General features: G+C 71.7%; 2 protein-coding genes. Both read right to left on the reverse strand.

All coding sequences use genetic code 11. The features are described from left to right. A partial coding sequence (locus CS062_RS20300) for a non-ribosomal peptide synthetase (RefSeq protein WP_099863377.1) occupies nucleotides 1-10,786 on the reverse strand: 10,786 nt, incomplete at its 3' end. Next, a complete protein-coding gene (locus CS062_RS20305) occupies nucleotides 10,787-24,430 on the reverse strand; it encodes a non-ribosomal peptide synthetase (protein ID WP_158238852.1) in 13,644 nt (4,547 codons plus the stop codon). It lies immediately after the preceding gene. Nucleotides 24,431-24,437 lie beyond the last annotated feature (7 nt).

Raw genomic sequence — 24,437 nt, forward strand, 5'->3', positions numbered from 1 at the left:
CCCAGCGCGCCAGATGCTCCGCCCAGGCCTTGAACGGCGCGCTGCGCGCCGGCAGCGCCGGCTCGGTGCCGGCGACCAGCGCCAGGTAGGCCGCCTGCAGGTCCTCCAGCAGCACGCGCCAGGACACGCCGTCGATCGTCAGGTGATGCACGGCGATCAGCAGCCTTGCGCTGCCGTCGACATGCCGCAGGTGCAGCACCCGCCACAGCGGTCCGCGCGCGAGGTCCAGGCTGCGCTGGGCGCGATCGGCCTCGCGTCGGATGTCCTCCGGACTGGCGACCTCGCGGCTCCACAGCACGTCCTCGGTCCAGTCCCGAGTCGCCGCCGCGGCCTCGGTTGCGGCCCGCAGCGTATCGGCAGCAACCGCAGCCATGGTCGATGCCGCAGTCGTGGTTGACACCCCGGTCGTGGCCGATGCCCAGGTCGTGGGCGTCCCCACGGTCGCGGCCGGCGCGTTCTCGTAGTGCTGTGTCCAGCGACCATCGGCCTCCTGACGGAAGCGCAGGCGCAGGCCCTCGTGGTGCTGGGTGAGCAGCGCGATCACGCGTTGCAGCCGGTCCTCGTCGAGCCAGGCCGGCGCCCTCAGCATCACCGACTGGTTGTAGTGATGACGCGCGGGGATGGGCTGCTCGAAGAACCAGCGCTGGATCGGCGTGAGCGGCACTTCCCCTTCGGCGACGACAAACGCCCCCGCGGGCTCGGCCGGGTTCGCCACCGCGCCCGCCGACGCTGATGCCGACAGGAGTGCCGACGCCGCCGACGCGCCAGCCGAGGCCGTCCCGGCGCCGGCGAACGCCGCCGTCAGGCCCTCGATGGTCTGGTGGCGGACCAGGTCCCGCAGCCGCAGCTCGAAGCCGAGCCGGGCGTTGCGCACCCGCGAGATCACCTGCAGGCTGAGGATGGAATCGCCGCCCAGCTCGAAGAAGTTGTCGCCGATGCCGACCTGCTCGATCCCCAGCACCTCCTGCCAGATCGCAACCAGCCGCCGTTCGACATCGGTGCGCGGCGCGCGGTAGTCGCCGTCGGCGGTGCTGACCGGATCGGGCAGCGCCGCGCGGTCCAGCTTGCCGCTGATCAGGCGCGGCAGGCGCGGCAGCACGACCAGGTGCGCCGGCGCCATGTGCTCCGGCAGTTGCTCGGCGATGCGCTGGCGCAGGCGCGGCAGCAGTGCCGCTTCGCTCACCTCCGGCAGCGCGACGACATAGGCCGCGAGCTGCCTGCCTGACGGGCTCTCGCGCGCCACGACCGCCGCTTCCAGCACGCCCGGGACCTCGCACAGGCAGGTTTCGATCTCGCCCAGCTCGATGCGGAATCCGCGGATCTTGACCTGATGGTCGGCGCGCCCGATGTATTCGATGTTGCCGTCCGCCATCCAGCGGACCAGGTCGCCGGTGCGATACAGACGGCCCCCCTCGGCGTCGAAGGGGTCGGCCACGAATCGCTGCGCGGTCAGGCCGGCGCGCCCCAGGTAGCCGCGCGCCAGGCCGTAGCCCCCGATGTAGAGCTCGCCGACGACGCCCGCCGGCACCGGTTGCAGGTCGGTGTCGAGCACATGGATCGCGCGGTCGCCGACCGGCTTGCCGATCGGCGCATAGGCGCAGGCGAAGCCCTCGGTCGCGGCCGACTTCCAGATCAGCGGCGTGATGACGCACTCGGTCGGCCCGTAGCCGTTGATCATCGTGCGCGGTCGCAGGTGGCGGCAGACCTTGTCATAGGCGGCCTTGGGCATGGCCTCGCCGCCGAAGACGTACAGCTCCACCGGCGGCGCGTCGCCGCGCATGCCGGCCCAATCGGCGATCTGGCCGAGGTAGGCCGGCGGGAAGGCGGCGTTGGTGACTTCGTAGCGATGCAGCGCCTCGCAGGTCTGCTCCGCGGTCCACAACTCGTTGTCGCGCAGCGCCAGCCCCGCACCGACGCACAGCGGCGTCAGCCAGCGCTCATGCGCCCCGTCGAAGGAGAAGGACATGAAGTGCAGCTCGCAGGACGCCGCGCTCATGCCGTAGATCTCCGCAGTGGCCAGGCAATGCATGGCCAGCGGTCCGTGGGTCACCGCCACGCCCTTGGGCAGGCCGGTGGAACCGGAGGTGTAGATCACATAGGCCAGGTGGTCGGGATGGTCCGCCAGCGCGAGATCGGCCGCGTCGGCCGCATCGGCGGCGGCATCGCCTCCCGCGACGGCCGCCTCGCGGACCTCCTCCATCGTCACGACCTCGAGGCCAGGCACCGCCGGCAAGCGCGCGCGCAGGCCGCGCTGCGTCAGCAGCAGCGCGGCGCCGCTGTCCTGCAGCATGAAGGCGAGCCGGTCCGGCGGATAGGCCGGATCCAGCGGCACATACGCGGCCCCCGCCTTCAGCACGGCCAGGAGGCCGACGATGCTGTCGAGCGAGCGTTCCAGCGCCACACCGACCCGCGCGTCGCGCGCCAGGCCGCGGCGGACCAGGTGATGGGCCAGCCGGTTGGCCCGCGCGTTCAGCTCGGCGTAGCTGAGCTCTTCGTCGCCCAGCAGCAGCGCGATCGCCTCGCCGCGCGTCGCGGCCTGGCGCTCGATCAGGCGATGCACCGGCGCCGGTCGCGGCTCGGCCAGTCCGTCGCCGCCCTGCCCCAGCACGCGCAGCGCCCGCGTCGCCGGCTCGTCCAGCCAACCGAGCTCGCCCAGCGGGGCCGACGGATCGGCGGCCATGCGATCCAGCAGCGTCTCCATCTGGGTGCGCAGGCCCTCGACGAAGCCGTCGTCGAAATCACGGCGGCTGTAGCAGTACTCGATCACCAGCCGATCGCCGGCGACGACCTGCAGGTCCATCGCATAGCCGGTCAAGCCCTCGCCGCCGATCTCGTCGAACTCGAGGCCGTACTGGCCGAGCTGCCGCAGCGCGCGGTCGATCGGCGCGTTCTCGAAGACGATGATGCTGTCGAAGAGCGGACGGCCGGAGGAACCGGCCCAGCGCTGCACGTCGGCCAGCGCGGCGTGCTCGTGGTCGCGCAGGCGCAGGTTGGTGTCCTGCACGGCACGCAGGTAATCCCCGACCCGCTGGCCGGCGTCCCAGGTCACGGGCACCGGCACGGTGTTGATGAACAGGCCCAGCATCTCCTCGGCGCCGGGCAGCGTGGCCGGACGGCCGGCGACGGTGGCGCCGAAGACGACCCGGTCGCGGCCGGTGTGCCGGTGCAGCAGCACGGCCCAGGCAGCCTGCACCAGGGTGTTGACCGTCACCCGCTCGCGCTGGGCGAAGGCGGTCAGCGCGGCGGAATGCGCGATGTCGAAACGCGAGTAGCGCTTCTCGAAACCCGAGCGGCCCGGCGCGGCGCGGCTGGACTCGGCCAGCAGCGTCGGGCCGTCGAGCGCGGCGAGCGCCGCAGTCCAGAAGGCTTGTGGCGCGCCGGCATCCTGCCGTTGCAGCCAGCGCACGAAGTCGCCGTAGCGCGGCGGCGCCGAGGGCAGCGCCTCGCCGGCGTAGCAGCGCAGCCACTCCGCCATCAGGCGCGAGTCGCTCCAGCCGTCCGACAGCAGGTGGTGGCGGGTCCAGATCAGCTGATGTCGATCCTCGTCGAGCTGGATCATGGCGACCCGCGAGAGCGGCGGCCGGAGCCAATCGATCGGACGCGCGAGTTCGGCGCGGGCGAAGTCGGCGATGCGACGCGCGGTGTCGGCATCGCCGCGCCAGTCCAGCCGCGTCATCGCGGCGGGAGCGTCGCGCAGCACCAGCTGCAGCGGGCGCGTCATGCCGGGTTGCCAGAGCACGGCGGTGCGCAGCATCGCGTGCCGCGCGACCATCACGCGCCATGCCGCTTCCAGTCGGTCCGGGTCGAGGTGGCGGACCTCGACATTCAGCTGGTTCACGTAGAGGCCGGAATCCGGCGCTTCGACCGAGTGCAGCAACATGCCTTCCTGCGTCGGCACCAGCGGGTAGACGTCCTCGATCGCGGCGGGATCGAGCGGCAGCGCGGCGATCGCGGCGGCGTCGAGGAAATCGGCGAGGCGACCGAGCGGCGAGGCCGGATCGGACGCCGGCGAGGCGCCATCGTCGACTCGTTCCGCCGCAACGCCGAGACGGGCGATCGTCTGCAATTCGAAGATCTGCCGCGGCGTCAGATGCCAGCCGGCGCGATGCAGGCGCGCAATGATCTGCAGGCTGAGGATGGAATCCCCGCCGACCTCGAAGAAGTTGTCGTGGCGACCCACGCGGGGGAGGTCCACGTCGAGCACGTCGGCCCAGACCGCCGCGATGGTGGCCTCGACTTCGCCCTGTGGTGCCTCATACGCGGCCGCGGATTGGGCATTGAGATCCAGCGCCGGCAGCACCTTGCGGTCGACCTTGCCGCTCGGGTTCAACGGCAGCGTCTCCAGCACGGCGATGGCGCTCGGGACCATGTAATCCGGCAAGGTCTTGCCGAGCGCTTCGCGCAACGCGTCCGTGTCGAGACTCGCGCCTGACTGCGCTGACACGTAGGCGACCAACCGCGCCCCGGTCGGCGCCTGCAGCGCAACGACCACCGCCTCGCGCACGCCCGGCTGCGCGAGCAGCTGCGCTTCGATCTCCCCCAGCTCGATCCGGAAGCCTCGGATCTTGACCTGGTGATCGATGCGACCGAGGTAGTCGAGCTGCCCTTCGGCGTTCCACCGCACCAGATCGCCGGTGCGATAAAGGCGGCTGCCGTCGCTGGCCATCGGATTGGCAACGAAGCGCTCAGACGTGAGGCCGGCCCGGCCGTGATAACCGCGCGCCAAGCCGACGCCGCCCAGGTACAGCTCGCCCGGCACGCCGGGAGGCACCGCATTGAGGTCGCCATCGAGCACCCAGGTCGAGATGCCGGTGATCGGCGCGCCGATCGGCACCTGGCTACGACCGTCGTCGCGGCAGGTCCAGTGGGTGACGTCGATGGCCGCTTCGGTGGGACCGTACAGGTTGTAGAGCCCCGCCTTGGGAAGCCGTCTGAATACGGCGGCTTGCGCCTCGGCCGGCAGCGCTTCCCCGCTGCACACGATGCGGCGCAGCGAGGTGCAGGCCTCCACGCCCTCGTGCGCCAGGAAGGCCTGCAGCATCGACGGCACGAAGTGGATGGTGGTGACCTGGTGCTCGTTGATGAGCGAGACCAGCCGCTGCGGATCGCGGTGATCGCCCGGCGCCGCGATGGCCAGCCGAGCGCCCTCGGCCAGTGCCCAGAACAGCTCCCAGACCGAGACATCGAAGCTCAGCGGCGTCTTCTGCAGCACCGTGTCCGACGCGCTCAGCGCGTAGGCCTGCTGCATCCACGCCAGTCGGTTGTGCAGCGCGACGTGGCGGTTGGCCGCGCCCTTGGGCCGGCCGGTCGAGCCGGAGGTGTAGATCACATACGCGAGGTTCTCGCCGTGGATCTCCACCTCAGGGTTCGAGAGCGATGCGTCGTTCCAACCTTGTTCTTCACCAACCGTTCCGACCGCACTGCCGCTGCGGTCAGGCGAGGCGAGGCGACCGTCGGCGTTAATCGCCACATCGATCGCGGCGTCGATGTCGATGTTGATGTCGACCAGCGAGACGCCCTGCCCGGCCGGCAGCTTCGCGTGCAGGTGCGACTGCGTCAGCACCAGCGACACGCCGCTGTCCTCGAGCATGTAGGCCAACCGATCGGCGGGCAGCTCGGGGTCGAGCGGCACGTAGGCACCACCCGCCTTCAGGACGGCCAGCACGCCGACCATCATCTCCAGCGACCGCTCGACGGCCAGGCCCACGCGCGAGTCCGGGCGAACGCCCAGCGCGATGAGGCGATGGGCCAGGCGGTTCGCGCGCGCGTTGAGCTGTCCGCGCGTCAGCTCGCTCGTTCCGAAGACCAGCGCCGGCGCCTTTGGGTCGATCGCCGCTTGGCGCTCGATCAGCCGGTGCATCGGCACGGCCGCGTCAGCGGATGCCGGCCCCTCGCTCCAACGCGTCAAGGTGGCGGACTCGTCCGGCCCCAGCACATTCAGCGCATGCAGCGGCGCTTGACCGCCTGCGGCCAGCGCATCGACGATGCCGCGCACCGCCGCCTCCAGGTAGCCCTGCATCCGCCCCACGCGCACCGAGCGCTCGACCTGCAGCACCAGTTCGAAGACCTCCCCGCGGTCATTCACCGACAGCGTGAACGGATAGTTGGTCCGTTCCTTCGCGCCGACCAGCGTGATGCCCTCCCACACCGCATCCGCGCCGACCTCCCCGCGGCGCGGACCGCTGTGCCGATAGTTCACCAGACTGGAGAACAGCGGCGTGCCGCCCGGCAGCCCGCTGCTGCGCTGGGCCAGCGACAGCGGCGCGTGCTCGTGGTGCAGCAGGCCGGTGAGCCGCTCATGCGTCTCTCGCAAGCCTTGCGCGACGCTGCGCCCCCGCAGCTCGACCCGCAAGGGCAGCGTGTTGATGAACATGCCCATCGCGCGATGCGCCTCGTCGCCGCCCTGCATGCGGCCGAACAGCACCGTCCCGAAGACCACGTCGTCGCGCCCCGCGGTGCGCGCCAGCACCAGCGCCCAGGCGAGGTGGAACAAGGTCGCCGCGCTCACGCCCTGGCGACGCGCCTGCTCGCGCAATTCGGTCGAGAGCGCCGCCGGCAGCGTCAGGCGCGACTCCTCGCTCGCGCTGCCATCCAGTCGCGCGTCGACGAGGCCGAAAGGCGCGGTCAGTTCGTCGACGCCTTCCAGCAGCTGCCGGAAGAAGGCCTCGTGCTCGGCCACGCTCATGCCGGCGCGCGCCTGTGCCACGTAGCGGCGGTACGGCACCGGCCGGGGCAGCTCGGCATGACGCTGCTGCAGGATCAGCGCGATCTCCTCGATCATCAGCTTCTCGGCCGTGTGGTCGAGCGCGAGGTGATGGCTGGGCAGCTGCAGCAGCCACTGGCCGCTCGGCGCGTCGTGGACCGCGATGGCCCGCACCATGGGCGCGCGGCGCACGTCGATGCGGAAGGCGCGGCGATCCACGTGGGCCGCCAGCCGCTCGGCCGCCCGGCCCGCTGCGCGGTCGGCTTCGTCGATCGGCAGCCATTCGAGCGTCAGCGGCGCCGCGCGGCAGACGACCTGCGCCGGCTCGCGCAGTCCCTCCCACACGACGGCGGTGCGCAGGATGTCGTGGCGCGCGATGACCTGATTCAATGCGTCGATGAAGCGCGTCAGCCGCGCCTCGCTGTCAAAGCGCAGCAGCAGCGAGATCACATAGGCATCGCCCTGCTCCTGCATCAGGTGGTGGAAAAGCATCCCCTCCTGCAGCGGCGCGAGGGGATAGATGTCCTGGATGTTGGTAGCGCCGCCGGGGATCGCGGCCTCGATGCGCCGCAGCTCGGCGGCGTCGAGGTCGACCAGCGGCAGCATGCCGGGTTCGAGCGCGTCACAGCCGGACGGGATGGTCGCGGCGTTGGCGTCGGGGTCGGTGGCGGCCGGTTCCGCCGACCGGGCCACGGCCGACGCGAAGTCCGCGAGTCGCGGGTGGAGGAACAGCGCCCGCATCTCCGACGGCCATCCCGCCTGACGCAGCCGCGCCTGCAACTGGATCGCGAGCAGCGAATGCCCGCCCAGTTCGAAGAAGCTGTCCCGCCGGCCGACACGGTCGACGCCGAGCAGCTCGGACCAGATCGAAGCGATGGCGGTCTCGATCTCGCCTTTCGGCGCCTCATAGGGGGCCGCGGACTGGGCATTGAGATCCAGCGCTGGCAGCGCCTTGCGGTCGACCTTGCCGCTCGGGTTCAGCGGCAGCGTCTCCAGCACGGCGATGGCGCTCGGGACCATGTACTCCGGCAAGGTCCGGCCGAGCGCTTCGCGCAGTGCGTCCGTGTCGAGGCTCGCGCCTGACTGCGCCGACACATAGCCGACAAGCCGCGCCCCGGTCGGCGCCTGCAGCGCAACGACCACCGCCTCGCGCACCCCCGGCTGCGCGAGCAGCTGCGCTTCGATCTCCCCCAGCTCGATCCGAAAGCCGCGGATCTTGACCTGGTGATCGATGCGGCCCAGGTAGTCGAGTTGCCCTTCGGCGTTCCACCGCACCAAGTCCCCGGTGCGATACAGCCGGCTGCCGTCGCTGGCCATCGGATTGGCAACGAAGCGCTCAGACGTGAGGCCGGCGCGGCCGTGATAACCGCGCGCCAAGCCGACGCCGCCCAGGTACAGCTCGCCCGGCACGCCGGGGAGCACCGGATTGAGGTCGCCATCGAGCACCCAGGTCGAGATGCCGGTGATCGGCGCGCCGATCGGCACCTGGCTGCGACCGTCGTCGCGGCAGGTCCAGTGGGTGACGTCGATGGCCGCTTCGGTGGGGCCGTACAGGTTGTAGAGCCCCGCCTTGGGAAGCCGTCGGAACACGGCGGCTTGCGCCTCGGCCGGCAGCGCTTCCCCGCTGCACACGATGCGGCGCAGCGAGGTGCATGCTTCGACGCCCTCGTGCGCCAGGAAGGCCTGCAGCATCGAAGGCACGAAATGGATGGTGGTGACCTGGTGCTCATTGATGAGCGAGACCAGCCGCTGCGGATCGCGGTGATCGCCCGGCGCCGCGATGGCCAGCCGAGCGCCTTCCGCCAATGCCCAGAACAGCTCCCAGACCGAGACGTCGAAGCTCAGCGGCGTCTTCTGCAGCACCGTGTCCGACGCGCTCAGCACGTAGGCCTGCTGCATCCACGCCAGCCGGTTGTGCAGCGCGACGTGGCGGTTGGCCGCCCCCTTGGGCCGGCCGGTCGAGCCGGAGGTGTAGATCACATACGCGAGGTTCTCGCCGTGGATCTCCACCTCGGGATTCGAGAGCGATGCGGCGAGACGATCATCAGCACCCTCTGCGGCGTCGATGTCGACCAACTCGACGCCCTGCCCGGCCGGCAGCTTCGCGTGCAGGTGGGGCTGCGTCAGCACCAGCGACACGCCGCTGTCCTCGAGCATGTAGGCCAACCGATCGGCGGGAAGCTCTGGGTCCAGCGGCACATAGGCGCCGCCCGCCTTCAGGATGGCCAGCACGCCGACCATCATCTCCAGCGAGCGCTCGACGGCCAGGCCCACGCGCGAGTCCGGGCGAACGCCCAGCGCGATGAGGCGATGGGCCAGGTGGTTCGCGCGCGCGTTGAGCTCTCCGCGCGTCAGCGTGCTCGTCCCGAAGGCTAGCGCCGGCGCCTGCGGGTCGATCGCCGCCTGGCGCTCGATCAACCGGTGCATCGGCACGGCTTCGGTCACCCCATCGCGGTTGACGCTTTGGCGCGCGAGCCGCTCCGACTCGCCGGCCGACATCAGCGGCACATCGCCGACAGCCCGCTCCGGCGTCTCGCTGATCGCCTCCAGCATGGCCACGAAGTGGCCCGCCATCCGCTCGATCGCCGCCGGCTCGAACAGCTCCTCCGCGTAGCTGAAGCTGGCGCGTACCGTGCCCTCCGCGGTTTCGGTCGTCGTCAGCATCAGCTCGAACTGAGCCGCCTGCTCCCCCAGCGTGTAGGGCGTCAGCCGCAATCCCGGCAAGGCTTTGGCCCCTTGGGCGCCCCCGCTCCCATGGTTGAACATCACCTGGAACAGCGGATGCACGCCCAGCGTGCGCTCGGGCTGCAGGGCATCGACCAGTTGCTCGAACGGCAGGTCCTGATGCGCCTGCGCGCCCAGGGTCGACTCCCGCGCCTGATCGAGCACCTCGCCCAGCGTCCGGCGTCCGTCCACGCGGTTGCGCAGCACCTGCGTGTTGACGAAGAAGCCGACCACGCCCTCGGTTTCCGCCCGTTGCCGGTTGGCGACCGGCACGCCCACACGCACCTCCGCCGTCCCCGCGTGGCGGCCGAGCACCGCCTGATAGCCGGCCAGCAGCGCCATGAAGAGCGTCGCGCCCTGCGCCTGCGCCCGAGCGCGCAGGCCACGCACCAGCGCAGCCGGCAATTCCACGCCATGCTGCGCCGCCCGATAGCGCCCATCGGCGCGCCGCGGGCGATCCGTCGGCAGCTGCAGCACCGGCTGCTCACCACCGAGCTGCGTCAGCCAGTACGCCAGCTGCCGCTCCCGCTCGCCCGCCTCCAGCCAGTGGCGCTGCCACGCGGCGTAGTCGGCGTACTGGATGGGCAGCGCCGTCATTGCCGGCGTCTCGCCACGGACCCGGGCGCCGTACTGTGCGACGAACTCGTCGACGATGACCTTCATCGACCAGCCGTCCGACACGATGTGATGCATCACGACGACAAGCACCTGCCGCTGCGCGCCCTGGCGCAACAAGGCCACGCGCAGCAGCGGACCCCGTTCGAGATCGAACGGCGTGTCGACCAGGCGGCGGACCTGCGCGCGAGTGCGAGCATCGATCGCATCGCCTTCGCCGCCTTCGCCGCCTTCGCCGCCCTCGCCGCCCTCGCCGCCCTCGCCGCCCTCGCCGTCTCGAACGTCGATCATCTGCAATCCGAAGCCGCTGTCGCCGGCGGCATGGACCCGCTGGACGACCTGCCCCTGCGCATCCGCATGGAAGGTGGTTCGCAGCGATTCATGGCGCTCGACCAGCGCAGCGAAGCTGTCGCGCAGCGCGGCGACATCCACTTCGCCGTCCAGCGTCAGCGCACCGGACAGGTGATACGCGGTACTCGTGCGATCCAGCGTCCACAGGAACCACTGCCGCAACTGCGCGAACGACAGCGGACGCGCCTCGAGCGGCGCCGGCACGATCGGCAGCAGCGCGAAGTCGATGCCCTGCGCCTTGAGCGCCTGCAGGAAGCCCCGCTGCTTCTCCGCCGGCAGGCGCGCGAAGCGCTCGGCCAGCGCGCGCCGCGGATCGGCCGTCGTCGCGCTGGAGGCCTGAGCCCGGGCCGCAGTGGGCGTCGTGACCGTGTCGTTCTTGTCGAGGGTGCTCATTCAGTTCTCCCAGGTATCCAGCAGTGCGGCCATGCGATCCAGGTCCGCGCCCTGCGCGGCGGCCAGCGCCTCGGTCTCACGCTGCACGCTCGCGGCGGCATCGGCGAGGGTCGGGCTCTCGAAGTACGCGCGCAGCGACAGCTGCACGCCGAAGCGCCGCTGCACCTTCATCTGCAGCTTCAGCAAGGCCAGCGAATGGCCGCCCAGTTCGAAGAAGTTGTCGTCGCGTCCCACGCGCTCGACGGCCAGCGTCTCGGCCCACAGCGCGGCCAGCGCCGTCTCCGTCTCGCCGCGCGGGGGCTCATGCGGGCGTCCGGCATCGGCCTGCGGCGCGGGCAGCGCCTTGCGGTCGACCTTGCCGTTGGGGTTCAGCGGCAAGGCGTCCAGCACGATGAAGAGCCCCGGCACCATGTGGTCCGGCAGCACCCGGGCCAGACCCTCGCGCAGCGCGCGCGGATCGAGCGAGTGGCCGGGCAGCGGGGAGACATAGGCCACCAGCCGCCCCCCACCCGCCCCCTCGGCCGCGACGGCCACCGCCTCGCGGACACCGGTCTGCAGCCGCAACTGCGACTCCACCTCGCCCAGCTCGATGCGGAAGCCGCGCACCTTCACCTGATGGTCGATGCGGCCGAGATACTCCAGCTCGCCGACCTCGTTCCAGCGCACCAGGTCGCCGGTGCGGTACATCCGCCCGCCAACGGCGCCGAACGGATCGGCGACGAAGCGCTCGGCGCTCGCATCGGGCCGACCGAGGTAGCCCCGCGCGAGGCCGCCGCTCAGGTAGAGCTCGCCAGGCACGCCGGGCGGGCAGAGGTTGAGATCGGCATCGAGCACACGGGCCTGCCGGTCACCGACCGGCTTGCCGATCGGCATGTAGGAGGCGGCGAATCGCTCGCCCGCCAGCGCGATGCCGACCGTCGGGGTGATGACGGTCTCGGTCGGTCCGTAGCCGTTGATGATGCGCGGCGGCTTCAGCACCGATTGCACCAGGTCGAGGTTGGCGCGCGACATCGCCTCGCCGCCGACCGTGTAGGAGCGGATCGGCAGCCGGCTGCCAGCCTCGCCGAGCAGCTCGGCCATCTGCGTCAGGTAGCCGGGCGTGAAGCAGGCGATGGTGATGCCGTGGCGCTCGATCTCGGCGGCGGTGCGCGCCACCGGCCACAACGCCTGGTCGCGCGGCATCAGCGCGGCGCCGAAGGCCAGCGGCACCCAGGTGCGCTCGTGGGCGCCGTCGAAGGCGATGGACGCGAACTGCAGCTCACGGTCCGCCGGTGTCATGCCGTAGACCTCGCCGATCGACTGCACGTGCATCGCCAGCGGGCCGTGCGTCACCGCCACGCCCTTGGGCCGGCCGGTCGAACCGGAGGTATAGATGACATAGGCCAGGTGCTCCGGATGGATCTCGACGGCCGGATCGGACTCGGCGCCGATGAAGGCGTCGTCGCCATCGAGCGCGAGCACCGCGATGCCGTCGGTCGGCGGCAGCTGCGCCGCGAGGGCCTGCTGCGTCAGCAGCAGCCGGATGCCGCTGTCCTGGACCATGTAGGCCAGTCGCTCGGCCGGATAGGACGGGTCCAGCGGCACATAGGCCGCGCCAGCCTTGAGGATGGCGAGCAGGGCCACCACCATGTCCATCGACCGCAGCACGGCCAGGCCGATGCGGTCCTCGGGCTGGACGCCGAGCGCGATCAACCGATGCGCCAGGCGGTTGGCACGGGCATTGAACTGCGCATAGGTCAGTTGCTGCTCGCCGAAGATCAGCGCCACCGCGTCGGGACGCTCGGCGGCCTGCCGCTCGATCAGGCGCGGCACGGGCGGCGTGCCGTCGAAGCGCGGCGTCGGAACGCCCCAGCGGGACAAGCTCGTGCGGGAGGCCTCGTCCAGGACGTCCAGCGCGCACAAGGCCTGCCCGGGTCGATGCGCCAGGGCATCGACCAGGCGGGTCACCGCCGCCTGCATCAGCGCGCAGGCGTGGTCGGGATCGAGCGATTCGTGCACCTGCGCGACGAGGCCGAAACCCTCGCCGTCGTCATCGACCGACAGGCCGAAGGGATAGTTCGATCGTTCCTGGGCGGCATCGATCTCCATGCCGTCCCAGGCCGCGGAGGACGCATCGCGGCGTCGGTGGGCATGCCGGTAGTTGAGCAGCGCCGAGAACAGCGGCGTGCCGCCGGCGAGTCCGCTGCAACGCTGTGCGAGCGACAGGCTGGCGTGCTCATGGCGCAGCAGCGCCGACAGCGCCGCATGGGCGTCCCGCAGACCGTCGGCGACGGACTGCTCGCCCACCCGCAGGCGCAGGGGCAGCGTGTTGATCGACAGGCCCAGCGCGCGCTCGGCACCGTCGTCGACCTGCAGGCGGCCGAGCAGCACGGTGCCGAAGACCACGTCGGTGCGGCCGGTCGTGCGGCCCAGCACCAGGGCCCAGGCGAGGTGGAACAACGCAGCGATGCCCACGCCCTGCCGACGCGCCACGCGTCGCGCCTGCGCGGCCAGCGCCGCCGGCAGCGCCAATCGCGCCTGCCGCAGCCGCGATCCGTCGCCGCGCACATCGGCCAGGCCGAAGGGCACGGTGGGCTCGGTCACGTCGCGCAGCATCTCGCCGAAGAAGGCTTCGTGCTCGGCGCGGCTGACGCTGAGGCGGGCGTGGGCGACGAAGCGTCGGAACGGCACCGGCGCGGGCAGATCGGCCTCGCGATCCTGCTGGATCAGCGTGATCTCCTCGACCACGCCGGCCAGCGTGCTGTGGTCGGTCACCAGGTGATGGCTGGGCAGCTGCAGCAGCCAGCGACCGCTGTCGGCATCGAAGCCGGCCACGGCGCGCAGCAGCGGTGCGCGACGCACGTCGATGCGGCAGGCGCCGGGTCGGCCCAGCGCCTCGAGGCGCTCCGCCACCGGGCCGTCGGCGGGCGACAGCCACTCGATGTCCAGGCGGGCCTCGCGGCACACGACCTGCAAGGGCTCGTCCAGCCCCTCCCACAGGATCGCGGTGCGGAGGATGTCGTGGCGCGCGATCACGCGGTTGAAGCTGTCGACGAACCGGCGCAGCCGCGCCTCGCTGTCGAAGCGCATCAGGTGCGCGGTGACGTAGGCGTCCGCGTGGGGCTGCAGCAGGTGGTGGAAGAGGATGCCTTCCTGCAGCGGCGCGAGCGGGTAGATGTCCTGGATGTTGGCGGCGCCGCCGGGGATCGCGGCCTCGATGCGGCGGATAGCCGGCTCGTCCAGGTCGATCAGCGTCAGCATCGCCGGCTGAATCGCCGTGCAGCCCGCGGGGATGCCGTTGGGCGGCACGACGATGCCAGGCAGCGCCGCGCCCGGCGAGTCGGCGGCTTCAGCGGCGAAGGCGGTGGAACTCGCTGCCACGCTCACCCGCGCCGGTGAGCCGATCGACTGCGCAAAGGCCGCCAGCTCCGGATGGAGGAACAGTTGCCGCACCTGCGCGCGAAGGCCCCGACCGCGCAGCTGCTCCAGCACCTTCAGCGCCAGCAGCGAGTGGCCGCCCAATGCGAAGAAGTTGTCGCGACGACCGATCTGGCCAGCTGGATGGCCGAGCACGTCGGCCCAGACCGCCGCGATGGCGGCTTCGACCTCGCCCTGTGGCGCCTCATACGCGGCCGTGGACTGAGCATTGAGATCCAGCGCCGGCAGCGCCTTGCGGTCGACCTTGCCGCTCGGGTTCAGCGGCAGCGTCTCCAGCACGGCGATGGCGCTCGGGACCATGTACTCCGGCAAGCTCTTGCCGAGCGCTTCGCGCAACGCGTCCGTATCGAGACTCGCGCCTGACTGCGCCGAGACGTAGGCGACCAACCGCGCCCCGGTCGGCGCCTGTAGCGCAACCACCACCGCCTCGCGCACGCCCGGCTGGGCCAGCAACTGCGCTTCGATCTCCCCCAGCTCGATCCGGAAGCCGCGGATCTTGACCTGGTGATCGATGCGACCGAGGTAGTCGAGCTGCCCTTCGGCGTTCCACCGCACCAAGTCCCCGGTGCGATACAGCCGGCTGCCGTCGCTGGCCATCGGATTGGCGACGAAGCGCTCGGACGTGAGGCCGGCGCGGCCGTGATAACCGCGCGCCAAGCCGACGCCGCCCAGGTACAGCTCGCCCGGCACGCCGGGAGGCACCGCATTGAGATCGCCATCGAGCACCCAGGTCGAGATGCCGGTGATCGGCGCGCCGATCGGCACCTGGCTGCGACCGTCGTCGCGGCAGGTCCAGTGGGTGACGTCGATGGCCGCTTCGGTGGGACCGTACAGGTTGTAGAGCCCCGCCTTGGGAAGCCGTCGGAACACCGCAGCTTGCGCCTCGGCCGGCAGCGCTTCCCCGCTGCACACGATGCGGCGCAGCGAGGTGCAGTCCTCCACGCCGTCATGAGCCAGGAAGGCCTGCAGCATCGAGGGCACGAAGTGGATGGTGGTGACCTGGTGCTCATTGATGAGCGAGACCAGCCGCTGCGGATCGCGGTGATCCCCCGGCGCCGCGATGGCCAGCCGAGCGCCTTCCGCCAATGCCCAGAACAGTTCCCAGACCGAGACATCGAAGCTCAGCGGTGTCTTCTGTAGCACCGTGTCCGACGCGCTCAGCGCGTAGGCCTGCTGCATCCAGGCCAGTCGGTTGTGCAGCGCGACGTGCCGGTTGGCCGCGCCCTTGGGCCGGCCGGTCGAGCCGGAGGTGTAGATCACGTAGGCGAGGTGCTCGCCGTGGATCTCGACCTCGGGATTCGAAAGCGAGGCGTCGGTCCAACCTACTTCTTCGGTCGCGTCACCGATCGTTCCGATCGTTCCGACCGCACTGCCGCTGCCGCTGCCACTGCGCTCAGGCGAGGCGCGGCGACCGGCGGCGTCAATCGCCACATCGATCGCGGCGTCGATGTCGATGTTGATGTCGACCAGCGCGACGCCCTGCCCGGCCGGCAGCTTCGCGTGCAGGTGCGACTGCGTCAGCACCAGCGACACGCCGCTGTCCTCGAGCATGTAGGCCAACCGATCGGCGGGCAGCTCGGGGTCGAGCGGCACGTAGGCACCACCCGCCTTCAGGACGGCCAGCACGCCGACCATCATCTCCAGCGACCGCTCGACGGCCAGGCCCACGCGCGAGTCCGGGCGAACGCCCAGCGCGATGAGGCGATGAGCCAGGCGGTTCGCGCGCGCGTTGAGCTCTCCGCGCGTCAGCTCGCTCGTTCCGAAGACCAGCGCCGGCGCCTTTGGGTCGATCGCCGCTTGGCGCTCGATCAGCCGGTGCATCGGCAAGGCTTCGGCCACCTCATCGCGGTTGACGCTTTGGCGCGCGAGCCGCTCCGACTCGCCGGCCGACATCAGCGACACATCGCCGACGGCCTGCTCCGGCGTCTCGCTGATCGCCTCCAGCATGGCCACGAAGTGGCCCGCCATCCGCTCGATCGTGTCGGTCTCGAACAGCTCTTCCGCGTAGCTGAAGCTGGCCTCGATGCCGCCATCCGGCAGCTCGGTGGTGTGCAGCGCAAGCTCGAACTGCGCCTCGCGCTCGGCGATCGCGACCGGCTCGACCTTGAGTCCCGGCAGCCGGCGCGCCGCCAGGTCCTGCCCTCGCAGGTGGTTGAACATCACCTGGAACAGCGGATGCACGCCCAGCGTGCGTTCCGGCTGAAGCGCCTCGACCAGGTGCTCGAACGGCAGGTCCGGATGGGCCTGCGCGCCGATCGCGGCCTCGCGGGCCTGGGCCAGCACCCGCGCCAGCGGCATCCGCCCGGCGATGCGGTTGTCCAGCACCTGCGTATTGACGAAGAAGCCCACCACCGGCGCGATCTCCGGACGGTCGCGGTTGGCGATGGGCACGCCCACGCGGATGTCGGCCTGTGCGGTCCAGCGGCTCAGCACCGCCTGGAAGCCCGCGAGCAGCACCATGAACAGCGTGGCGCCCTCCTCGCGAGCGCGTTGGCGCAGGCGCGCCGACAGCACCGGCGGCAGCGTCCACGCATGGCGTGCGGCCCGGTGGCGGCCGTCGGGCCGTCGCGGCCGATCGGTCGGCAACTGCAGCACCGGCTGCGCTCCGCCGAGCCGCTCGCGCCAGTAGCCGAGCTGGCGCTGCCACTCACCGCCCGCCATCCACAAGCGCTGCCACGCCGCATAGTCCGCGTACTGGAGGGGCCAGGGCGCCAGCGTCGTCGCCTCGCCTCGCACGGCGGCGGCATAGTCCGCGAAGACCTCGTCCACGACGACGCGCATCGACCAGCCATCGGACACGATGTGATGCATCACGACGACCAGCTGATGCCGATCGGCGCCCGCCCGCAGCAGGCCGACGCGGATCAACGGACCGGTGGTCAGGTCGAACGGCGTCTGGACCAGCGATCGGGCGTGCGCCTCGTCGGCCAGCGCTGTGAGCGTCATCCCGGCCGCGCCGGGCGCCGCCACGAGCTGCTCGACTTCGCCACCCTCGCCCATCCGGAAGACGGTGCGCAGCGACTCATGCCGCCGCACCAGCGAATCGACACTGGCGCGCAACGCGCCGACGTCCAGCTCGCCGCGCAGGTTCACCGCGCCAGCGATGTGATAGGCGGTGCTGGTCGGGTCGAGCTGCCATAGGAACCATTGACGCTGCTGCGCGAACGACAGCGGCAGGCCGCGCTCACGCGCCTGCGCGCCCAGCGGCACGAGCGCAGGCGCCGCGCTTGAAGGCGCGGTTGCAGATGCTGCTGTTGCGGCGGCTTCGGCTGCGGCTGCGGTTGCTGCTGCGGCTGCGGTTGCTGCTGCGGCTGCGGTTGCTGCTGCGGTTGCGGTTGCGGTTGCGGTTGCGGTTGCGGTCGGCGTCTCGGGGCCTTCTGCCACCACGCACGCGAGCGCGGCCACGGTTGGATGCTCGAAGACATGCCGTGGCGAGAGGCGCCAGCCGCGCTGGTGCCCGAGCGCGACGAGCTTGAGGCTCAGGATCGAATCGCCCCCCGCGGCGAAGAAGTTGTCGTCGCGACCGACCCGCTCCAAGCCCAGCACCTCGGCGAACAGCGCGGCCACCGCCGATTCGGTCGCCCCACGAGGCGCGTCGAATGCGGGGGCGACCTGCGGCTCCGGCGCCGGCAGCGCGCGCCGGTCGACCTTGCCGTTCGGGGTGAGGGGCAAGGCCTCCAGCACGACCACCACGGCCGGGACCATGTAGTCCGGCAGCGTCCGGGCGACAGCCGCGATCACCGCCGCCGGATCGACCGCCTGATCGCCACGCCCGACGACATAAGCCACCAGCCGCGCACCGCTGGCGCCCGGTGCGGCGATCACCACGGCCTCCCGCAGTTCGGGCAAGGCCGTCAGCGCGGCCTCGACCTCGCCCAGCTCGATGCGGAACCCTCGCACCTTGACCTGATGGTCGATGCGGCCGAGGTACTCCAACTCGCCCTCGGCACTCCAGCGCACGAGGTCGCCGGTGCGGTACAGCCGCGACCCCGGTGCGCCGAACGGATCGGCGACGAAGCGCTCGGCCGTCAGGCCGGCGCGGTCGAGGTAGCCACGCGCCAGGCCCGTCCCACCCAGGTAGAGCTCGCCCGGCACGCCGGCCGGACACGGCGACAGGTGGCGGTCGAGCACGCGGGCGGTCCGGTCGCCCACCGGGCGGCCGATCGGCACCGTCGGCCGGTCGCCGACGCGATGCGCCTCGTCGGCCGCGATGTCCCAGGCACAGGGCGTGATCACCGCCTCGGTCGGACCATAGGAGTTCACCAGACGCCGCGGCACGAAAGCGTCTCGCGCCGCGTGGAAGTCCGCTGCAGACCAGGCTTCGCCGCCCGCGACGCACAGGCGCAGCGGCAGGCGCCCGCCTGACTGCTCGGCCGCGAGCTGCCGCAAGTAGGCGGGCGGCAGGTGGAGCGCGGTCACGCCTTCGCGACGCACCGTGCGGGCAAGCGCCTCGGTCGACCAATCATCCGGCGGCGGCAGCACGACGGCCGCGCCGTGGATCAACGGCGCCATCCATTGCGAGCCGGCCGCGTCGAAGCTGATCGAGGCGAACTGCAGCAGGCGATCCTCGGGGGCGAGTTCCAACCGCTTGCCGATCGCCTGCAGATGCATGGCGAGCGGCCCGTGCGCGACCGCGACCCCCTTCGGCCGGCCGGTGGACCCTGAGGTGTAGATGACGTAGGCGAGCTGGTCGGCCGCGAGCCTCGGAAGCGGCACATCGCCGTGCGCCGGAGCGTCGAGCCGGTCCAGGCGATCGATGCACAGCGTGCCCAGGCCCGCTGGCATCGGCATCCGACCGGCCGCCTCGCTGTGGGTGAGCAGCAGCGCAAGCCGGCTGTCCTCGATCATGTGGCGCAGACGGTCCGCGGGATAGGACGGGTCCAGCGGCACATAGGCGCCGCCGGCCTTCAGGATGGCCAGCAGGCCGACGACCATGTCGAGCGAGCGCGGCACCGCCAGGCCGACGCGCGACTCCGACGTCACGCCGCGCGCGATCAGCAGGCCGGCCAGGCGAGTCGCCCGCTCGTCCAGCTGCGCATGGGTCAGGCGACCGTCGCTGGCGATCACCGCGATCGCATCCGGCCGCGCGAGCGCCTGCCGCTCGATGAGTTCAGGCACGGTCGACGCTGCCATTGGGTCCGCCGCGACGGCCACGGCCCGCGAGTCGTCGCTGCCGCGGCTCCATGCCTGCCATTGAGACAGCGCCGCCGCGTCAAGGCCACCGAGCTCACACAGCGGCTGGTCCGGGTCCTCGGCCAGCACGCGCGTCACCTCCTCGACCGCGGCCAGCACCTGCGCCGCGACGGCCTCGGCATCCAGCGTCCGGTCGACCTGGGCCACCAGGCCGAAGCCGTCGCCGAAGTCGTCTACCGACAGCGCGAAGGGATAGTTGGTGCGCTCCTCGCCGTCGAGCAGCCGCACCCCGTCGCCGTCGAGCACGGCGCTCACCGGCTGGCGGCGGCTGTGGCGGTAGTTCAGCAGCGCGGAAAACAGCGGCGTACCGCCCGGCAGCCCGCTGCAGCGTTGCGCCAGCGACAGCGGCGCATGCTCGTGCCGCATCAGGTCGGCCAGGCCGGCCTGGGCCAGGCGCAGGCTCGCCGCCACGCCCAGCGGCCCGACGCGCAGGCGCAACGGCAGTGTGTTGATGAACAGGCCCAGCGCACGCGCGGCGTCGCGCCCCGCCTGCATGCGGCCGAGCAGCACGGTGCCGAAGATCACATCGTCGCGCCCGCTCGCGCGCGCCAGCACCAGCGACCAGGCGAGGTGGAACACCGCCGACGCGCTCACGCCGTGGCGCCGCGCCTGCTGTCGGATCCGCTCGGCGAGCGCATCGTCGAGCGTCCGCCGGGCTTCATGGATGCCGGTGCCATCGCCCCGCACATCGACCAGCCCGTAGGGCGTCGTCGGCGCCTCGACATCGCGCAGCAGCCCGGTGAAGAAGGACTCATGGGCGTCTCGCCCCATTCCCAGGCGCGCGCGGGCGACCTGCTCGCGGAAAGGCACTGGCGGCGGCAACTCCGCCTCCGCGCCGCGCTGCATCAGGCCGATCTCCTCGACGATGCGCTCCAGCGTGGTGTGGTCGGACACCAGGTGATGGCGCGACAGCTGCAGCAGCCAGCGGCCCGGCGTTGCGGTCCGCCCCCGGCCGCCGGCATCGCCCTGCGGAGCGCCCAAATTCGTCATCGCGCCGTCGGCCTCGTTCACCGCGACCTCCACGGCCGTCGCGCGGATCATCGGCGCCTCGCGGACGTCGATGCGCAGCCGGCTCCGGTGCACATGGGCCTTCAGCCGGTGGCCGGCGTCGGCGGTCGCGGCGGCCCCGTCCCCGTCCAGCCAATGCAGCCGCAACGGTGCCGTTCGATGCACCACCTGCACCGGCTCCCGCAGCCCCTCCCAGACGATCGAGGTCCGCAGGATGTCGTGCCGCGCGATCACCGCGTCGAGATGGGCGACGAAGCGCTCCAGTCGCTCGCGGCTGTCGAAGGCCAGGCCGCGCGAGGTGACGTAGGCATCACCGTCGGCCTGCATCAGGTGGTGGAACAGGATGCCTTCCTGCAGAGGTGCCAGGGGATAGACGTCCTGGATGTTGGCCGCGCCGCCCGGCACTGCGGCCTCGATGCGGCGGATCTCTTCCACCGTCAGCGAGGCCAGCGGCAGCATGTCCGGCTCGATGGCCGTGCAACCGTCGGGAATGCGATTCGGCGGGATGACGAATTCGGTCTCGACAGGCTCCTGCACGAGGGCCCGCGCGAAGTCCTGCAAACGCGGATGCGCGAAGAGGTGCCGCACCTGCGCGCGGTGGCCGTCGCGACGCAGCCGCTCGATGAGGCGCAGCGCCAGCAGCGAATGGCCGCCCCGCTCGAAGAAATGATCGCCGCGGCCGACGCGCGGCACCTCCAGCACCTCGGCCCAGGCGGCGGCGATCGAGGTCTCGATCGCTCCCTGCGGCGGCTCGTGCGCCTCGGGCGAGTCCCGATCCGGGGCGGGCAGCGCGCGGCGATCGATCTTGCCGTTGGGGGTCAGCGGCAGCGCCTCCATCACGACGAAGGCGGACGGCAGCATCGCATCGGTCAGCACGCGCGACAGGCGGTCACGCAGCGCGGCCAGGTCCGGCGCGACGCCCTCGCGGCCGGTGAGGTAAGCCACCAGCCGCGTGCCGCCGATGCCGTCCTGCGCGTCCACGACGGCCTCGCCGATCGCCTCGTCGGCGCGCAGCTGCGCCTCGACCTCGCCGAGCTCCACCCGGAAACCGCGCACCTTGACCTGGTGATCGACCCGGCCGAGGTACTCGAGTTGACCATCGGCGGTCCAGCGCACCAGGTCGCCGGTGCGGTACAGGCGCCCCCCCTTGTCGTCCAACGGATCGGCGACGAAGCGCTCGGCCGTCTGCCCAGGCCGGGCCTGATAGCCGCGCGCCAGGCCGAGGCCGGCGACGTACAGCTCCCCCGGCAGCCCGGGCGGCACCGGCAGCAGGTCGGCATCGAGCACGCGCATCGCCGTGCCGGGCAGCGGCCGACCGACCGGCAGCGTCGCCGCCGAACGGTCCGCGGTCGCTGCGTCCTGGGTGAGCGTACCGACGGTGGTTTCGGTCGGGCCGTAGTGGTTGAAGACGCGCAGCGCTGGCCGCAGCGCCTGAATGCGCGCCAGCAGCGCCCAGGTCGTGGCCTCGCCGCCCAGGACCAGGCGGCGACGCGGCAGGGCCCGCGCCGCCTCCCGCGCGCCCAGCAGGGCCTGCAGGTGGCTGGGGGTGATCTTGAGCACGTCGATCGCGTGCCGGCCCATCACCTCGGCGAAGGCATCGGGATCGAAGGCCCGCGCCGCGGAGATCAGGTGCAGCGTCAGGCCCGCGCGCAAGGCGCCGAACAGCACCGTGTGGCCCAGGTCGGCGGCCACCGTCGAGATCATGGCCATGCTCGAGACGCTGTCGTCGATATCCAGCCGGCGCAGCACGCCATCGAGGTAGTTGCCCAGGGCACCATGGCTGACGACGACGCCCTTGGGGCGGCCAGTCGAACCCGAGGTGTAGATCAGGTAGGCCGCCTGGTCCGGATGGACCCCGGTGGCCGCGGCACTGCGCGACGCGCGCGCCGGGGCGGCGTCGTTGCCGTCCTTGCCGTTGCCGCTGCCGCTGCCGCTGCCGCTGCCGCTGCCGCTGCCGCTGCCGCTGCCGCTGCCTTCGGCGTCGGCGTCGCCTTCAGTCTGAAGCCGCATCGTCGGCACGCCGAGGGCCCAGGCCGGATCGCCGTCGCCGATCACGAGCGCGGCGCCACTGTCCCGAAGCTGGAAAGCCAGGCGCTCCGCCGGCAGCGCGGGGTCCAGCGGCACGAAGGCCGCGCCGGCGCGCAGCACGCCAAGCATCGCGACCACCATCGGGATCGAGCGGTCGAAAGCCAGGCCCACGCGCGCATCGGCGCCGATGCCGCGATCGCGCAGCTGCCGCGCCAGCCGATCGACACGGCGATCCAGCGCCGACCAGGTCAGCGTGTCATCCTCATGGACCAGCGCCGTTTCCTGCGGATGGCGTGCCGCATGGAGGGCGACGTGCTCGTGGACAGGAATGAAAGTCGCGGCGGTCGATGCTGCCGCGGCCATTGCCACTGGGTTCGCCACCGTCGCGCCAGCGGAAGCGGCGGCCGATGCCGATGCCGATGCCGATGCCGATGCCGATGGTGCCGGTGCCGGTGCCGGTGCCGGTGCCGGTGCCGGTGCCGGTGCCGGTGCCGGTGCCGGTGCCGGTGCCGGTGCCGGTGCCGGTGCCGGTGCTGTCGAGGATGCGGTCAGCGGTGGCTCGCCCTGGCCCCAGGCAGCGATGCGTCGCAGATCGTCATCGTCGGCCAGGCCCACCGAGCCGACGACCCGGTCGGGCGCGCGCACGATGGTCTCCAGCACCGCGACGCAAGCGCGGACCAGGCGCCGCGCCGTGGCGGCCTCGAACAGGTCGGTGTTGTAGGCTAGCCGCCCGCCGATGCGTGCCGTGCCCACCTGGAAGTTCATCGACAGGTCGAACTTCGCATTGACATCCCCTTGCTCGACGAACTCGACCGCGACATCGTCGAAGCTCAGCGCCGGCAAGTCGCCCATCTGCACCCCGAAGAGCACCTGGAACAGCGGCGAGCGCGTCGGATCCCGGCGCTCGTTGCGCTGTGCCAGCAAGAGGTCCAGCGGGAGGTCGGGATGCGACATCGCCGCCAGCGCATCGGTCCGGATCTGGCGGCACAGCGCGCGCAGCGTCTGCTCGGGCGCCAGTCGCGCGCGATAGACATGCGTGTTGACGAAGAAGCCGATCAGGCCGAAGACCTCCTCGTCCTGCCGGCCGGCATGCGGCACGCCGACGGCGAACTCCGACTGCCGCGCGAAACGCGCCAGCAGCAACTGCCAGGCCGCGAACAGCACGACGAAGGGCGTGCAGCGCTCGGCGCGGCAGAACTGGCGCAGCCGGGCCTCCAGCGCCGGTTCGAGCGCGAAGTCGATCGAGGTTCCCCGGAACGATGGCATCGCGGGACGCGGCGCGTCGGTCGGCAAGGCCAGCACCGGGACCTCGGGGCCGAGCTGCGCGTTCCAGTGGGCGAGCGCGCGATCGAAGCCTCCGCGCGCCAGCGTCTCGCGCTGGCGAACCGCATGGTCCGCATACTGCAGGCGCAACGGCGGCAGGCGGACCGGGCCGTCCTGCCGCAGCGCCAGGCCGTAGGCCGTCGACAGGTCGGCGGCGAAGATCGGGTTGGACCACGCATCCGACACGATGTGATGCAGGCACAGCGCCAGGACGTGATCGTCCTCGCCGCGCTTGAGCAAGCGCGCGACCATCGCCGGCGCGACCGCCAGGTCGAAGACATGCTGGAGCGTCGCCTGCACCTCGCCGGCGATCGCCTCTTCCCGCGCCTGCGGCGCGAGCGCCGAGAAGTCCGTCTGCCCGAGCGTGAACGCGACATGCGGCTCGGCCACCGCCATCGGCACGCCGTCGCGCACGAGGAAGCGGGTGCGCAGGATCGCGTGGCGGGCGATCACCGCGTCGAAGGCACGCTGCAGTGCCTCGACCCGCAAGGGACCGCGCAGGCGCATGACGCGCGGCAGGTTATAGGCGGTCATCCGCTCGCCCAGGCGCTGCAGCACCCACAGCGGCTCCTGCGTGAACGACAGGCGGACCGCCTCGCCGTCGGCGACGCGGGCGGTGGGTGGCGTCGCGGCGACGCTCAGGTCGTCAGCGGCGGACACGGGCGGGAGGGTCATGTCGTTC

The organism is Roseateles chitinivorans (assembly GCF_002761755.1).
Classification (GTDB): Bacteria; Pseudomonadota; Gammaproteobacteria; order Burkholderiales; family Burkholderiaceae_C; genus Roseateles; species Roseateles chitinivorans.

What these genes read in the sequence shown, in the direction of transcription:
- CS062_RS20305 (WP_158238852.1), bottom strand. Translation starts at nt 24,430, where the DNA reads ATGACCCTCCCGCCCGTGTCCGCCGCTGACGACCTGAGCGTCGCCGCG.